The following is a 14,823-nucleotide window of genomic DNA, read 5'->3' as shown; positions in this document are numbered from 1 at the left end:
CGCGGCGCTGGGATAGCGTGTGGTCGCGTTCGGGCGGAGCGAAATTCGCATGCCGGTGCGAGAGATTCGTGCTTGTCTGTCCGACGGATCTGATCAGCGCTTTCGGGGAGAATCCCATCAACACTGTTGCACGGCGGAGCATTCGCACCGTCCTGGCCGCCACCGCCTGCTCCGCCGTCGTCGCCACGGGCCTGACGGCCTGTAGCGCGGTCCAGCAACTCAGCGCCGCCGACAAGGTGGCGAAGGCGTTCGACCGGATCGACGAGGGCAGGACGTTCCGCGCGCAGTTCTCGGTGGAGGCGACCCCTGACCAGCTGATCGCGTTCGGCAAGGCCGTGCATGACCCGATCGAGCCCAAGGCCGCCGAGGCGCTGTCCGGACTGAGCCTGGAGATGGCCGTCAGTGCGGACAAGCCGCTGAAGGAGCTCGACTCCTTCAAGAAGGCCCAGGAGTCGGGTGACTTCAACACCGTCTCCGAGGACGCCGCGCTCGACTTCTCCTATGTGCTGTCGGGCAGGGGCGGCAAGGTCTACGTCGACCTGCGCCACGTCGACGCCAAGACCTACCTGAAGCTCGACCTGGCGGCGCTGGCCGAACTCGGCGGCGAGGACCCGGCGAAGGTCCGCGGCTTCGCGGACGAGTTCCCGTCGGACCTGAAGGCCCTCAAGGACGCGATGGCCGGTCAGTGGATCTCCCTTGACCCCAAGGTCCTGGAGAAGTTCGGCGAGGAGGCGGCCGCCGGCGCCCCGGGGCGCGCGAAGGGCGGGGCCACCCCCTCCGCCAAGCCGTCGCTGGACCCGAAGACCGCCAAGGACCTCAACAAGACCATCGGCGATGTGCTGTCGCACAACCTCAGCTTCGAGGACAAGGGCAAGAAGGACGGCACCGAGCACCTCGTCGTCTCCGCGCCCGCCCGCAGGCTCGCCGACGAGCTGCTGAAGGCCGTCAAGCCGGCCGCCAAGGACCTCCCGCAGCTGAAGACCCTGCCGTCGGCCGCCCCGACCTCGGTGCCGGACCGCACGGTCGGCGTCGACCTGTACCTCAAGGACGGCTCGCTCTCCGCGCTGACCTTCGACGTCGCCCAGCTGGCGAAGGACGTCGGCCCGGACGTCCACCTGCCGGTCAAGCTCGCCTTCAGCAAGGACGCGCCCGCCCCGCAGGCACCCGGCGCGGCCACCCCGCTCACCTCGGACGACCTTGAGGGCATCATGGGGGCGGTCGTCGGTGCGGCCCTCGGCGAGGGCGGTCCGGGCCGCCCGGGCGGGCCCGCCGGCCGCACCGGTGGTACCGGCGGTACCGGCGCCGATGACGCGAGCCTGGACGACCTCCCGCCCGGTGAGCCGCTGACCGACGCCCAGGTGAAGGAGCTGGTCGCGGGCGGCCTGACCGAGGCGCAGATCTCGACCTACTCCAAGCTGGGCCTGGGCTTCCAGGACATGAAGGACCTGCTCGACATGAAGAGCTGAGCGGACACCGCGCGGCGCGGGCCCCCCCCCCCCCCGGCCGGGGGCGGGGGGGGGGGCCCCCCCGCGCCCCCCCGGCCCCCCCCCGCGGGGGGGGCCCCCCCCCCGGGGGGGGGGGGCCCGGGGGCCCCCGGCCCCCCCCCCCCCCGCCCCCCCCCCGCCCCCCCCCCCGGCCCGCGCCCCCCCCCCCCCCGCCCGGGGGGGGGGGCCCCCCCCCCCCCCCCCCCCGCTTCCGCTCCCGGCCTCAGCCTTCGGTGCGGGCCACGCCGATCGGGCAGCTGGCGCCGGTGCCACCGAGGCCGCAGTAGCCGTTCGGGTTCTTGGCGTCCGACAGGTACTGCTGGTGGTACGGCTCGGCCGGGTAGAACGGGCCGGCCGGGGCGATCTCGGTGGTGATCGCGCCGAGGCCGAGCGCCGTCAGCTCGGGCTGGAAGGCGTCACGGGTCGCCTCGGCGGCGGCCGCCTGGGCGGGGGAGTGGGTGTAGACGGCGGAGCGGTACTGGGTACCGACGTCGTTGCCCTGCCGGTTGCCCTGGGTCGGGTCGTGCGCCTCCCAGAACGTCTTCAGCAGCGTCTCGTACGAGACGAGCGCCGGGTCGTAGACCACCCGGACCGCCTCGGTGTGCCCGGTCAGCCCGCTGCACACCTCCTCGTACGTCGGGTTCTCGGTGTGACCGCCCTGGTAGCCCACCAGCGTCGTCCAGACGCCCGGCAGCTGCCAGAACTTGCGCTCGGCGCCCCAGAAACAGCCCAGCCCGAAGTCCGCGACCTCGTACCCGGCCGGGTACGGCCCGGTGAGTGGGGTGCCGAGCACGGTGTGCGGGGCGGTGAGGGTGAACGCCGGCGCCGCCCGGCCGGGCAGCGCCCGCTCGGCGGTGACGAGCTCGGTCTTGTGGCGGTTGAACAGCACGGCCTGCTCCAACTGGCTCGGGGGAGGTTGCGTCAGCTTCAACGTCCCGCGCAGACGCCGGATTCCGGCGTCTGCGACGACGTAAGCAATGCGCAAGGACTGTGAGGCGAACCGCGTCGGACAAGCACGCGGAGGTGCCCATGCCGATCTGGCCGTCGTGGGAACGTGTGTACGACGCGGGTGGTTGTAGGGATCGGCTGGCCGTGCTCGAACGCGCGGGCGAGCGGGTATGCACGGCGGCGGGTCGGCGGGTCGCACCGGCCCGATATACCGGTGATCCTGCTCCGACCGGACGACGGGCGGTTTGACCACTACGCTCGGTGGCATGACCGAGCACCAGCTTCCCCACGGCTTCGAGACCCTCGCCATCCACGCGGGTCAGGAAGCAGACCCCCAGACCGGGGCCGTCGTCACGCCGATCTACCAGGTGTCCACCTACAAGCAGGACGGGGTCGGCGGCCTGCGCAACGGCTACGAGTACAGCCGCAGCGCCAACCCGACCCGTACCGCGCTCGAGGAGTGCCTCGCCGCGTTGGAGGGGGGCAGCCGAGGGCTGGCCTTCGCCTCCGGCCTGGCCGCCGAGGACACCCTGCTGCGCACCGTGCTCAAGCCGGGCGACCACATCGTCATCCCGAACGACGCCTACGGCGGCACCTTCCGGCTGTTCGCCAAGGTCCTGACCCGCTGGGGCGTGGAGTTCTCCGTCGCCAACACCCAGGACCTGTCGACCGTCCGCGACGCGCTGCGCCCCAACACCCGCGCGGTCTGGGTGGAGACGCCCTCCAACCCGCTGCTGGGCATCACCGACCTGGCCGCCCTCGCCGAGATCGCGCACGGCGCCGGCGCGCTGCTGATGGTGGACAACACCTTCGCCAGCCCCTACCTCCAGCAGCCGATCTCGCTCGGCGCGGACGTCGTGGTGCACTCGACCACCAAGTACATGGGCGGCCACTCGGACGTGGTCGGCGGCGCGCTGGTCGCGGCCGAGGCCGGCCTCGGCGAGGAGATCGCGTACCACCAGAACGCCATGGGCGCGGTCTCCGGCCCGTTCGACGCCTGGCTGGTGATGCGCGGCATCAAGACGCTGGGTGTCCGGATGGACCGGCACAGCTCCAATGCGGAGAAGATCGCCGAGCTGCTGACCGCGCACCCGAAGGTCAGCCAGGTGCTCTACCCGGGCCTGCCCGAGCACCCGGGGCACGACATCGCGGCCAAGCAGATGAAGGCCTTCGGCGGCATGGTGTCCTTCCGGGTCGCCGGCGGCGAGCAGGCGGCCGTGGACGTCTGCAACCGCGCGAAGCTGTTCACCCTCGGTGAGTCGCTGGGCGGTGTGGAGTCGCTGATCGAGCACCCGGGCCGGATGACGCACGCCTCGGTGGCCGGCTCCGCGCTGGAGGTTCCCGCCGACCTGGTCCGGGTCTCCGTCGGCATCGAGTCGATCGACGACCTGCTGGCCGACCTCCAGCAGGCGCTGGGCTGACCGCTGCCAGCAGGCGCCGGGCTAGTCGCCGCCCGCGGGCAGCTCCCCGCCGCCGCCCTGCCGGCCCGCCGTGTACGACTCCATGGAGTGGTTGAAGCGGGCCAGCAGGGCGCAGAACGCCCGCTGCTCCTCGGCCGGCCAGCCGGCGACCAGCCGGCGCATCAACTCCACCCGCCCGGCCCGGACTTCGGCGAGATGCTGGGCGCCGAGCGAGGTGAGGGCGAGGCACACCGCGCGCCGGTCGGCCGGGTTCTGCACCCGGCCGACCAGTGCGGCGGCGACCAGCGGCGCGACCTGCCGGGTGACGGTGGAGGAGTCGATGCCCAGCGCGTCGGCCAGCGCCTTGATGTTGGCCGGGCCGTGGAGTTCGAGACGGTCGAGCAGCAGATAGGCGGCCCGGTCCAGGCCCCCGACACCGTCGGAGGCCCTGACCTGCTCCATCCGGCGGGCGAACAGCGCCACCTGGTACTGGAGTTGGGCGTGGACGGGATCGGTGCGCGGGGGAGTGGCCCGGGGCGAGGTCGTCGTCATCGCGGCTCACGATCGGTGTGCGGTGAGAGAGGCTCAGGATCAGCAGCGTACGCGCGCCGGGCGGCCCCGGGAACCGTCCCGGCGTCCCCGGTCGGCCGCGCCCACGGCCGTAGGCTGGCGGTATGCAGAGCTGGCCGATCACCCTCGACGATGTCCGCGGTGCCCACAAGATGCTCGCCGGGGTCGCCCGGGTCACCCCGATGGAGGGCAGCCGCCACCTCTCGGCGCTGATCGGTGCACCGGTCCACCTGAAGTGCGAGAACCTCCAGCGCACCGGCTCGTTCAAACTGCGCGGCGCGTACGTGCGGATCGCGGGGCTCTCGCCGGTGCAGCGCGCCGGCGGCGTGGTGGCCGCGAGCGCCGGCAACCACGCCCAGGGGGTCGCGCTGGCCGCCTCGCTGCTGGGGGTGCACGCGACGGTCTTCATGCCGCTCGCCGCCCCGCTGCCCAAGGTCGCCGCGACCCGGGAGTACGGCGCCGAGGTGCGCCTGCACGGCGCCACCGTCGACGAGGCGCTGATGGCCGCCCAGCGGTACTCGGAGGCGACCGGCGCGGTCTTCATCCACCCCTTCGACCACTGGGACGTCATCACCGGGCAGGCCACCGTCGGCCTGGAGATCCTGGAGCAGTGCCCGGAGGTGCGCACCATCCTGGTCGGTGTGGGCGGCGGCGGCCTGCTGGCGGGCATCGCGGCGGCGGTCAAGCCGCTGCGCCCGGACATCCGGGTGGTGGGCGTGCAGGCGGCCGCCGCGGCGGCGTACCCGCCCTCGCTCGCGGCCGGGCGTCCGGTGTCGCTGGAGAGCTTCGCGACGATGGCCGACGGGATCATGGTCGGGCGGCCCGGTGACATCCCGTTCGAGGTGATCAACACGCTGGCGGACGGCGTGCTGACGGTCTCCGAGGACGCGCTGTCGCGAGCCCTGCTGCTCGGCCTGGAGCGGTTGAAGCTGGTGGTGGAGCCGGCCGGGGCGAGCCCGATCGCGGCGCTGCTGGAGCACCCGGGGGCCTTCGAGGGCCCGGTCGTCGCGGTGCTCTCCGGTGGCAACATCGACCCGCAGCTGATGCAACGGGTGCTGCGGCACGGCCTGGCGGCGGCCGGGCGCTACCTCTCGCTGCGGGTGCGCCTGGCGGACCGGCCGGGGGCGCTGGCCGACCTGCTGGGGGTGCTGACCCGGTTGGACGCCAATGTGCTGGACGTGGCGCATGTGCGGACCGACCCCCGGCTGGGGCTGACCGAGGTCGAGGTGGACCTGCACCTGGAGACCAAAGGTCCGGAGCACTGCACGGCGGTGCTCAGCGAGCTGAGGGTCGCGGGGTACGTCGTCTCGCAGTGACCATGCGCCGGGCGGCCGTGCGGCGGGCGTGAGGTGAGCGGCGCCCCGGGGGCGCAAGGTGGGGGCGCGAGGTGAGCCAATTCGCTTGACGCGATATATCGCGGATGCCATTCTCGCGATGCATCGCGTCGGCGGCGTGGCCAGGAAGGCATGAAGGTCGGGTCGCCCGGGTAGGCCCTAACGGGTCAAAGCGGGACAGATCAGTCGAGTCGTCAACAGCTGCACGGTCAGAGGAGATGAGACAGGCCCATGGCGCCAGCCATCCAAGCCGAGAACCTGGTCAAGACGTTCGGTGATGTACGGGCCCTCGACGGCGTCAGCCTCGACGTCCCCGAGGGCACGGTGCTCGGGCTGCTGGGCCCCAACGGCGCCGGCAAGACCACCACCGTCCGGGTCCTCGCCACCCTGCTCCGCCCCGACTCCGGCCGCGCCGTGGTCGCGGGCGTCGACGTGCTCAAGCACCCCAACCGGGTGCGCAGCCTGATCGGCCTCTCCGGTCAGTACGCCGCCGTCGACGAGTACCTCACCGGCCGCGAGAACCTCCAGATGGTCGGCGAGCTCTACCAGATGACCTCCCGGGACGCGAAGGCCCGCGCACTGGAGCTGCTGGAGTGGTTCAACCTCGGTGAGGCCAAGGACCGCATCGCCAAGACGTACTCCGGCGGCATGCGCCGGCGGCTCGACCTCGCCGCCGCACTCGTCGTCCGGCCGCCGGTGATGTTCCTGGACGAGCCCACCACGGGCCTGGACCCGCGCAACCGGCTCGCCCTCTGGGAGGTGATCGAGACCCTGGTCGAGCAGGGCACCACCCTGCTGCTCACCACCCAGTACCTGGAGGAGGCCGACCGCCTCGCTCACGACATCGCGGTGGTCGACCACGGCCGGGTGATCGCCCGCGGCACCGCCGACCACCTCAAGGCGCAGATCGGCGGCGAGCGGATCGAGGTCGTCGTGCACGAGCGCGACCTCGTCGGCGAGGCCGTCTCCGCCCTGTCCCCGTACGCCAAGGGCGAGCCGTCGGTGGAGAAGAACACCCGCCGGATCACCGTCCCGGTCAGCGGCGGCGCCAAGGTGCTCGCAGACGTGATCCGCGAGCTGGACGCCCGCTCCATCGAGATCGACGACATCGGCCTGCGCCGCCCCACCCTGGACGACGTCTTCCTCTCCCTCACCGGCCACGCCACCGCCCCGGAGGACGAGGAGAACGGCGACGGAGCCGAGCCCGCCAAGGGGAACGGCAGGCACAAGCAGGCCGTTCCGGCCGGAAAGGACGCCTGAGATGACGACGGTCACCGAGCACGCCATCGGCGGCGCCGTCCCGACCCAGCGGCACGGTGTGATCGTGATGGCCCACGACTCGTGGGTGGTCGCCAAGCGCAACCTGCGCCGGATGACCCGCATCCCGGAGATCGTGGTCTTCGGCCTGATGCAGCCGGTGATGTTCGTGCTGCTCTTCTCGTACGTCATGGGCGGGGCCATCCAGATCCCGGGCACCGAGGCCAGCCATTCGGCGTACACCCAGTTCCTGATGGCGGGCATCTTCGCCCAGACCGTCACCTTCGCGGTGGCCGGCGCCTCGGCCGGCGTCGCGGAGGACATGACCAAGGGCCTGGTGGACCGCTTCCGCTCGCTGCCGATGACCCGCTCGGCGGTGCTGGTGGGCCGTACCCTGGCGGACCTGTGCCAGACGGCGTTCACGCTGCTGGTGCTGGCCATGGTGGCGCTGCTGGTCGGCTGGCGGATCCACGAGGGCATCCTGAAGGCACTGGGCGCGTTCGGGCTGCTGCTCCTGCTCGGCTACGCCTTCTCCTGGATCGGCGCGCTGATCGGTCTGTCGGTGCGCAGCCCGGAGGCGGCGACCTCGGCCGGCCTGATCTGGCTGTTCCCGCTGACCTTCATCTCCAACGCCTTCGTGCCGGTCAGCAGCATGCCGGGCTGGCTGCAGGGCATCGCCTACTGGAACCCGTTCAGCGCCACCGTGCAGGCCTGCCGCGACCTCTTCGGCAACCAGGTCGGGCCGGTGCCGGACGCCTGGCCGATGCAGCATGCGGTGGGCGTGTCGGTGGTCTGGTCGCTGGTGATCACGGCGGTGTTCTCCTGGCTGTCGGTCCGCAAGTACCGCTCCGCGGTGGGCTGACCCGGTCCGGTCCTGGCTGGGCGCGCCGCTGGACCGGGCCGCCCGGTCCGGTTGAGGGGAACGCGAAGGGGCGGCCGTGGAGTGTTCCACGGCCGCCCCTTCGGTGTCCCGGTTCGCCGTCCGGGTCCGCTGTCCGGGCGATGATCAGCCGGCGTAGGGCTTGATGTCGGTGATCCGCACCGAGGCCTTCTTGCCGTTCGGCAGCTCGTAACCGGCGTCCTCGCCGACCTTCTTGCCGTCGATGGCGCGGCCGAGCGGCGACTGCGGGGAGTAGATGTCCAGGTCGTCGCCGGCCACCTCGCGCGAGCCGAGCAGGAAGACCATGGTGTCGTCCGGGTCGCCGTCGAAGGCGACCGTCACGACCATGCCGGGGGCGACCACGTCGGAGTCGGCGGGCGCCTCGCCGACCTTGGCGCGCTCCAGGAGCTGGGTGAGCTGGCGGATGCGCAGCTCGTACTTGCCCTGCTCCTCCTTGGCCGCGTGGTAGCCGGCGTTCTCCTTGAGGTCGCCCTCCTCGCGTGCCGCCTCGATCTTCTGGGCGATCTCGATCCGCCAGGGGCCGGTCAGGTGCTCCAGCTCGGCCTTGAGCTGGTCGTAGCCGGACTGAGTGAGCCAGGTCACGTGTTCGCTGGTCTGGGTCACAGGTGCTCCTCGTAGGTGCTGGGGCTGTGCTGAGGGTTGGTCGTCAGCAGGGGCGCGGTGGTATCGGTGGTATATCGGTCGTAACTACAAAGCAACGCCCGCTCCCGTACCATCCGGCGCGGAAGGGGCGAAACCACGAGCCTAACAATTTCCGTCAGCGGACGGGAGAGCCGTTTGCGCGCCATTGACGCCCAGGTGAAGCCCGGGTGTCCGGGACACCCAGTACGGATTCCCGCTCCCCTGATCGAATATGCGCCCGGAGGGGCGGGTTTCGGGCCGTCGCGGCCGCCGCTACCGGGCCGGCGTGCAGCCCAGCAGCTGGGCGGTGGTGCCGCGGGCGGTGGTCCGCAGCGTCAGCCGGTCGTCGTAGCTGGTGCCCTCGGCCGGGACCTGGAAGTCGTACTGGCCGACCACCGAGCCGTCCGCGCCCTGCGAGCGGACGGTGCAGGTGCCCGCCGTGCCCTCGCGCTTTCTCACCGACAGATGGATCAGCAGCTCGGAGTCGGAGACCGCCTCGAAGGCCGGCACCGACCCGTTCATCCTGGTCTCGCGCAGCAGGTACGAGCCGCCGGACCAGGCGATCACGCCGAGCAGCAGGACGGCGCACGCCGCGCCCACGGCCTTCAGCCGGCGGTCGGCCTCGCGGTCGCCGCGGCGGCCGTAGCGCCCCTCGGGCGGCTGCGGGGTGGTGGTGCCGGCGCTCATGGTGGCTCAGTCCTCTCGGTGGGAGGGGCCACCTGGGTGGTGCGGGGGGAATGTACGGCTCCTCCAGTCCGTCACTATAGGAGGAACACACCCGCGGTCGGTCCGGCGGGGGCGGGGGGCCGGGCGCTTCGGCGGCGGGCTCCGCGGTCGTACGGCCGGCGGTGGCACGGGCGGCGGTCGCGGTACGGCGCAGCTGTTGTGCGGCCCGGGCGTTGGTACGGCGCAGACATTCTCGGAAGGAAGCCAGGCGTTGACTGAGCAGTTGCGACTGATGGCGGTGCACGCCCACCCGGACGACGAGTCCAGCAAGGGCGCGGCCACCATGGCCATGTACGTCGAGCAGGGGGTGGACGTGCTCGTGGCCACCTGCACGGGCGGGGAGCGCGGGTCGGTGCTCAACCCCAAGCTCCAGGGCGACCCGTTCGTCGAGGAGAACATTCACGAGGTACGCCGCAAGGAGATGGACGCGGCGCGCGCGATCCTCGGCGTCAAGCAGGCCTGGCTGGGTTTCGTCGACTCCGGCCTGCCCGAGGGTGACCCGCTGCCGCCGCTGCCGGAGGGCTGTTTCGCCCTCCAGGAGGTGGCCGAGGCGGCCGAGCCGCTGGTGCGGCTGATCCGCGAGTTCAAGCCGCAGGTCATCACGACCTACGACGAGAACGGCGGCTACCCGCACCCCGACCACATCATGACCCACAAGATCACCATGGCGGCCTTCGACGCCGCCGGTGACCCGGACGCCTACCCCGAGTCCGGCGAGCCCTGGCAGCCGCTGAAGCTCTACTACAACCACGGCTTCCCGATGGACCGCATCCGCGCCCTGCACGGGTACCTGGTCGAGCACGGCCACGACTCGCCGTACGGCGAGTGGATCGCGGGCTGGGAGAAGAGCGGCCGCAAGGAGCGCGAGATCACCACCCGGGTGAAGTGCGACGACTGGTTCGCGACCCGGGACGCCGCGCTGATCGCCCACGCCACCCAGATCGACCCCGACGGCCCGTGGTTCCGGGTGCCGCTGGAGGTCCAGCGCGACGTCTGGCCGACCGAGGACTACGAGCTGGCCCGTTCCCTGATCGACACCGACCTCCCCGAGGACGACCTGTTCGCCGGGCTGCGCAGCCGCAGCCTGGCCGCCGAGTCGGGCAGCTGACCCGAACCGGCCCGCGACACGCACCACCCCGGTGACCCGGCCCGCACCGGGCCGGGTCACCATGGAGAGATGAGTACCCCCGTGAACCTCAGCCACCTCGCCGCCGACCTCGCGCTCGACCAGACCAAGGTGACCCCCGGCCTGCTCGGCTTCGTGGTCTTCGCCGCCCTCGGTGTGGCGACGTGGTTCCTGGTCAAGTCCATGAACAAGCAGTTCAAGCGCGTCGACTTCGTGGAGGAGCCCGAACCCACGAAGGAGTGACGCGGCCCGCATCGGGAGACAACGGTGAACGCGCCACAGCATGATGGAGGCGGCCGAGGAGGTGGCCGCCGGATGAGCGTTGCCTATGACCACGCTGGGGCGTGGACCGTCGAGGACGTACTCGCGCTGGATGAGAGCAACAGCCGGTACGAGCTCCTGGACGGTGTCCTGATGATGTCGCCTGCACCCGCCGTGAACCACCAGCGGGCTTCGCGTCGCCTGGCCAATCTGCTGGAGGCCGCAGCCCTCGCGGCCGACGCGCGGGTCGAGGTGCTGGAGGCCGTCAACGTCATCGTGCCTTCCGGGCTGTTCGTGCCGGACCTCGTGGTGGTGGACGCCGCCGCGACCGCCGGTGATCCGGTCGCTCTCGACAGTGAGGCCGTCCAGCTGATCGTGGAGATCGTCTCGCCGAGCAACAAGCACATGGACCGCAGCGTCAAGCCCGGTCTGTACGCCGAGGCGGAGATCCCGCACTTCTGGCGGCTCGAGCTCGCACCCTCGCCGCAACTGATCGTCCTCGAGCTGGTGCAGGGCCGGTACAAGGAGACCGCGGCGCTGCTCGCCGGCGCCGAGGCCGAGGTGGCGCTGCCGTTCCCGGTGCGGTTCGACCCGGCGGTGCTCAGCCGGCGCTGAGTCTCCTGCTCGGGGCTGAGTCCTCTGCCCCGGGTGGGGTGGGATGCGCAAGGATGGGGGCATGCCGAACCGTCTCGCTGACGCGACCTCGCCGTATCTGCTCCAGCACGCCGACAACCCGGTCGACTGGTGGCCGTGGGGCCCCGAGGCGTTCGAGGAGGCCCGGCGGCGCGGGGTGCCCGTGCTGCTGTCAGTGGGGTACGCGGCCTGCCACTGGTGCCACGTGATGGCGCACGAGTCGTTCGAGAACGAGAGCCTCGCCGCGTACGCCAACGAGCACTTCGTCGCGGTGAAGGTCGACCGCGAGGAGCGGCCGGACGTGGACGCCGTCTACATGGAGGCCGTCCAGGCGGCGACCGGGCAGGGCGGTTGGCCGATGACGGTCTTCCTGACACCCGACAAGGACCCGTTCTACTTCGGGACGTACTTCCCGCCCGAGCCGCGGCACGGGATGCCCGGCTTCCGGCAGGTGCTGGAGGGGGTCTTCGCCGCCTGGCGGGACCGCCGCGAGGAGGTCGGCGAGGTCGCCGCCCGGATCAGGGCGGACCTGGCCGAGCGGGCCTCGCTCTACGCGGTCGGTTCGGGCGTGCACCGGCCGCCCGCCGAGGCGGACCTGCACCAGGCGCTGCTCGGGCTCAGCCGCAGCTTCGACGCCAAGCGCGGCGGCTTCGGCGGGGCGCCCAAGTTCCCGCCGGCCATGGCGGTGGAGTTCCTGCTGCGTCACCACGCGCGGACGGGATCCGAGGCCGCCCTGGAGATGGCGGGGCGCACCTGCGAGGCGATGGCCCGCGGCGGCATCTACGACCAGCTCGGCGGCGGGTTCGCCCGCTACTCGGTGGACGCGGAGTGGGTGGTGCCGCACTTCGAGAAGATGCTCTACGACAACGCGCTGCTGCTGCGCGTCCACCTGCACCTGTGGCGCGCCTCCGGCGACGGCCTCGCCCGCCGGGTCGCGCTGGAGACTGCGGACTTCCTGCTGCGCGAACTGCGCACCCCAGAGGGCGGGTTCGCCTCCGCGCTGGACGCGGACAGCGTCGACGAGGCGACCGGCGACTCGCTGGAGGGCGCCTACTACGCCTGGACCCCGCGTCAGCTGGTGGAGGTGCTCGGGCCCGAGGACGGCGCGCTGGCCGCCCGGCTCTTCGAGGTGACCGACCGCGGCACCTTCGAGCGCGGCGCCTCGGTGCTCCAGCTGCCGGCCGACCCCGAGGACCCGGCCGCGTTCGAGCGGATCAGGGCCCGGCTGCTGGCCGCCCGCGCGCAGCGGCCGGCGCCCGCCCGGGACGACAAGGTGGTCGCCGCCTGGAACGGCCTGGCGATCGCCGCCCTCGCCGAGACGGGCGCGCTGCTGGAGCGCCCCGACCTGCTGGACGCCGCCGTGCGGGCCGCCGACCTGCTGATCGCCGTCCACCTGACGGCCGACGGCCGGTTGCTGCGCACCTCGCGCGACGGCCGGGCGGGCACCAACGCGGGCGTGCTGGAGGACTACGCGGACACCGCCGAGGGCTTCCTCGCGCTCTACGCCGCGACCGGTGAGAGCGCCTGGCTCGGGCTGGCCGGCGGCCTCCTGGACACCGTGCTGCTGCACTTCGCCGACGAGGCATCCGGGGCGCTGTACGACACGGCGGACGACGCTGAGGAGCTGATCCGCCGCCCGCAGGACCCGACCGACAACGCCACCCCCTCCGGATGGACGGCGGCCGCGAACGCCCTGCTGACGTACGCCGCGTACACCGGCTCGGCGCTGCACCGCACCGCGGCCGAGCGCGCGCTGGCCATCGTGGGCGCGCTGGCATCTCGGGCGCCGCGCTTCATCGGCTGGGGGCTGGCCGCGGCCGAGGCGTGGACGGACGGCCCCCGCGAGGTCGCCGTGGTCGGCCCGGCGGACGACCCCGCCACCGCCGCGCTGCACCGCACCGCGCTGCTGGCCACCGCGCCCGGTGCGGTGGTCGCCCGCGGTGAGGGCGGGCCGAGCGACGTGCCGCTGCTGGCCGACCGCCCGCTGGTGGCCGGGGCACCGGCCGCGTACGTCTGCCGTCACTTCACCTGCGACGCCCCGACGGTGGACGCGGCCGTGCTGGCCGAGCGGCTGGGCGTGCGCGCCGGGGAGTAGCCCGCTCACCCACCCCACCGGCCCCGGCCTGCTCCGGTCCCCGGCCTGCTCCCGGTCCCAGCGGACGCCGAGCAGGCCGGGGCGCAGGCCTGAGGGCAGTGCTCCCCGTGCTCCCGCCGCTCCCGCATCGGGGAAGCGGACGCCTGGGTGCGCCCCGGGGCGGGCGCTACGGAGGGTACGCGCGGGGCGTGCGCCGATGGGGAGGGTAAGTGCCCGTCCGGCATGAGGAATTGACGCAACGTTGATCCGGCGTTCGCCGTTCCGGGGCCCCGCCGTGTCACTGTCGGTAGATATCATGTGGCAATCGGTCAGTGCGGGACCGGTGCGACGCCGAGAGCGGAGAAGGGGTGGGGCGGCAGGAGCCGACCACGAGCCCGGCGCAGGAAGGAGGAGCCATGGCGGGCAGGGGTTCGACGGGTGCGCAGCTCTGGGGTGCGGCCGCGGTGGTGGCGGCCGCGCTGGCCGTGGTCGCGGCGTTTCTGATCAACGGCGAGGCGCTGGTGCTGGCGGTGGCCGGGGTGGAGGTGCTGCTGGTGATGGTCTACGTGGCGCGCCGGTTCCGGGTCCGGCACGTCCCGGCACTGCTCAGGGCGCACCGCCCGGGCGGTGCGGCGCCGGACGCCGCCCACTGCGAGCGCTGCCGCCGGGCTCGGGAGGCGCTGGACGCGCGGGCGGCGGGGCTCCCCGGCCGACGCGTGGCCGGGTCCGGGGCCGCGGGGGCCGGCGCAGCCGGGCCGGTGGCCGCGACCGCGCCGGGGGGTTCAGCTGGCGGCGTTGTATGCGATCAGCGAGACGCCGACGTACTGCACGATGAAGGCCCCGAGGGTGAAGGCGTGGAAGACCTCGTGGAACCCGAACCAACGCGGTGACGGGTTCGGCCGCTTGAGGCCGTACACCACGCCCCCCAGGCTGTAGAGGACACCGCCGACGATCATCAGGGTGATCACGGCGACCCCGCCGGCCCGCAGGAAGTCGGGCAGGAAGAAGACGGCGGCCCAGCCGAGCGCGAGGTAGCAGGGTGTGTAGAGCCAGCGCGGCGCGCCGACCCAGAAGACCCGGAACGCTATCCCCGCCAGGGCCCCGCCCCAGACCAGCCAGAGCAGCAGCTGCCGGCGGCCGCCGTCCAGCAGCAGGATGGTGAAGGGGGTGTAGGAGCCGGCGATGATCAGGAAGATGTTCGCGTGGTCGAGGCGGCGCAGCACCGCGTCGCCCCTGGGCCCCCAGTCGAAGCGGTGGTACACCGCGCTGACGCCGAACAGCAGCCAGGCGCTCACCGAGTAGACGGCGCAGGCGATCCTCGCGCGGGTCGATCCGGCGAGGCAGATCAGGACGATCCCCGCGGCGAGCGCCGCCGGGAACATGCCGGCGTGCAGCCATCCGCGCCACTTCGGCTTGATCTCCGCGACGAGCGCTTCGAGAGCCGTGCTCTGATCTGCAGTCATGCGCAAGATCCTACCTACGGCGGCG

General features: G+C 72.6%; 14 protein-coding genes. 9 read left to right on the top strand and 5 right to left on the bottom strand.

Going from position 1 to position 14,823, the window contains the following annotated elements; all coding sequences use genetic code 11:
- Positions 1-68 precede the first annotated feature (68 nt).
- The gene (locus ACIBH3_RS01655) at positions 69-1,466 is read left to right on the top strand and encodes a hypothetical protein (RefSeq protein ID WP_396309819.1); all 1,398 of its coding nucleotides are present in this window, start codon (positions 69-71) and stop codon (positions 1,464-1,466) included.
- Positions 1,467-1,707: 241 nt separating this feature from the next.
- Here ACIBH3_RS01655 and msrA read toward each other — a convergent pair whose 3' ends face one another.
- A complete protein-coding gene (msrA, locus tag ACIBH3_RS01650; protein ID WP_396309818.1) occupies positions 1,708-2,373 on the bottom strand; it encodes a peptide-methionine (S)-S-oxide reductase MsrA in 666 nt (221 codons plus the stop codon).
- Positions 2,374-2,698: 325 nt separating this feature from the next.
- Here msrA and ACIBH3_RS01645 point away from each other — a divergent pair, with 325 nt between their 5' ends.
- Entirely contained in the window at positions 2,699-3,853 is a 1,155-nt protein-coding gene (locus ACIBH3_RS01645; protein WP_396309817.1) for a cystathionine gamma-synthase, read from the top strand.
- Positions 3,854-3,874: 21 nt separating this feature from the next.
- Here ACIBH3_RS01645 and ACIBH3_RS01640 read toward each other — a convergent pair whose 3' ends face one another.
- On the bottom strand, positions 3,875-4,384 hold the full coding sequence (locus tag ACIBH3_RS01640; RefSeq protein WP_396309816.1) for a MarR family winged helix-turn-helix transcriptional regulator: 510 nt from the start codon (positions 4,382-4,384) through the stop codon (positions 3,875-3,877).
- Between the two features lie 122 nt (positions 4,385-4,506).
- On the opposite strand from ACIBH3_RS01640, the gene ilvA reads away from it, so the two are divergent.
- The 3 genes from ilvA to ACIBH3_RS01625 all read left to right on the top strand — a co-directional run bounded on the left by ilvA (position 4,507) and on the right by ACIBH3_RS01625 (position 7,855).
- Positions 4,507-5,718 (top strand): threonine ammonia-lyase, encoded by a 1,212-nt coding sequence (gene ilvA, locus ACIBH3_RS01635; RefSeq protein ID WP_396309815.1) that lies wholly within the window; start codon positions 4,507-4,509, stop codon positions 5,716-5,718.
- Between the two features lie 249 nt (positions 5,719-5,967).
- Positions 5,968-6,996, top strand: coding sequence for an ATP-binding cassette domain-containing protein (locus ACIBH3_RS01630; RefSeq protein ID WP_396309814.1), 1,029 nt, complete (start codon positions 5,968-5,970; stop codon positions 6,994-6,996).
- 1 nt (position 6,997) lies between these two features.
- The gene (locus ACIBH3_RS01625; protein WP_396309813.1) at positions 6,998-7,855 is read left to right on the top strand and encodes an ABC transporter permease; all 858 of its coding nucleotides are present in this window, start codon (positions 6,998-7,000) and stop codon (positions 7,853-7,855) included.
- A gap of 144 nt (positions 7,856-7,999) precedes the next feature.
- Here ACIBH3_RS01625 and greA read toward each other — a convergent pair whose 3' ends face one another.
- Positions 8,000-8,497 (bottom strand): transcription elongation factor GreA, encoded by a 498-nt coding sequence (gene greA / locus ACIBH3_RS01620; protein ID WP_396309812.1) that lies wholly within the window; start codon positions 8,495-8,497, stop codon positions 8,000-8,002.
- A 291-nt stretch (positions 8,498-8,788) separates the two neighbouring features.
- Positions 8,789-9,202, bottom strand: a complete 414-nt coding sequence (locus ACIBH3_RS01615; protein WP_396309811.1) for a DUF4307 domain-containing protein — start codon at positions 9,200-9,202, stop codon at positions 8,789-8,791.
- 250 nt (positions 9,203-9,452) lie between these two features.
- On the opposite strand from ACIBH3_RS01615, the gene mca reads away from it, so the two are divergent.
- The 4 genes from mca to ACIBH3_RS01595 all read left to right on the top strand — a co-directional run bounded on the left by mca (position 9,453) and on the right by ACIBH3_RS01595 (position 13,356).
- Positions 9,453-10,349, top strand: coding sequence for a mycothiol conjugate amidase Mca (gene mca / locus ACIBH3_RS01610; RefSeq protein WP_396309810.1), 897 nt, complete (start codon positions 9,453-9,455; stop codon positions 10,347-10,349).
- A 69-nt stretch (positions 10,350-10,418) separates the two neighbouring features.
- On the top strand, positions 10,419-10,610 hold the full coding sequence (locus tag ACIBH3_RS01605) for a hypothetical protein (protein ID WP_396309809.1): 192 nt from the start codon (positions 10,419-10,421) through the stop codon (positions 10,608-10,610).
- A 72-nt stretch (positions 10,611-10,682) separates the two neighbouring features.
- Positions 10,683-11,243: a Uma2 family endonuclease gene (locus ACIBH3_RS01600; protein WP_396309808.1), complete on the top strand. Its 561-nt coding sequence runs from the start codon at positions 10,683-10,685 to the stop codon at positions 11,241-11,243.
- A 61-nt stretch (positions 11,244-11,304) separates the two neighbouring features.
- Entirely contained in the window at positions 11,305-13,356 is a 2,052-nt protein-coding gene (locus ACIBH3_RS01595) for a thioredoxin domain-containing protein (protein WP_396309807.1), read from the top strand.
- 761 nt (positions 13,357-14,117) lie between these two features.
- Here the strand turns inward: ACIBH3_RS01595 and ACIBH3_RS01590 are convergent.
- Complete coding sequence (locus ACIBH3_RS01590; protein WP_396309806.1) at positions 14,118-14,798, bottom strand: hemolysin III family protein; 681 nt, start codon at positions 14,796-14,798, stop codon at positions 14,118-14,120.
- Between the last annotated feature and the right edge of the window lie 25 nt (positions 14,799-14,823).

The organism is Kitasatospora sp. NPDC050543, assembly GCF_044457565.1.
Lineage (GTDB): Bacteria > Actinomycetota > Actinomycetes > Streptomycetales > Streptomycetaceae > Kitasatospora.
Note: the sequence above shows the minus strand (reverse complement) of the source record. Positions and strands in the feature narration are given on the sequence as shown.

Coding starts and splice junctions, on each gene's coding strand:
- ACIBH3_RS01645 (WP_396309817.1), top strand. CDS start 2,699: ATGACCGAGCACCAGCTTCCCCACGGCTTCGAGACCCTCGCCATCCAC.
- ACIBH3_RS01640 (WP_396309816.1), bottom strand. CDS start 4,384: ATGACGACGACCTCGCCCCGGGCCACTCCCCCGCGCACCGATCCCGTC.
- ilvA (WP_396309815.1), top strand. CDS start 4,507: ATGCAGAGCTGGCCGATCACCCTCGACGATGTCCGCGGTGCCCACAAG.
- ACIBH3_RS01630 (WP_396309814.1), top strand. CDS start 5,968: ATGGCGCCAGCCATCCAAGCCGAGAACCTGGTCAAGACGTTCGGTGAT.
- ACIBH3_RS01625 (WP_396309813.1), top strand. CDS start 6,998: ATGACGACGGTCACCGAGCACGCCATCGGCGGCGCCGTCCCGACCCAG.
- ACIBH3_RS01615 (WP_396309811.1), bottom strand. CDS start 9,202: ATGAGCGCCGGCACCACCACCCCGCAGCCGCCCGAGGGGCGCTACGGC.
- ACIBH3_RS01605 (WP_396309809.1), top strand. CDS start 10,419: ATGAGTACCCCCGTGAACCTCAGCCACCTCGCCGCCGACCTCGCGCTC.
- ACIBH3_RS01600 (WP_396309808.1), top strand. CDS start 10,683: ATGAGCGTTGCCTATGACCACGCTGGGGCGTGGACCGTCGAGGACGTA.
- ACIBH3_RS01595 (WP_396309807.1), top strand. CDS start 11,305: ATGCCGAACCGTCTCGCTGACGCGACCTCGCCGTATCTGCTCCAGCAC.
- ACIBH3_RS01590 (WP_396309806.1), bottom strand. CDS start 14,798: ATGACTGCAGATCAGAGCACGGCTCTCGAAGCGCTCGTCGCGGAGATC.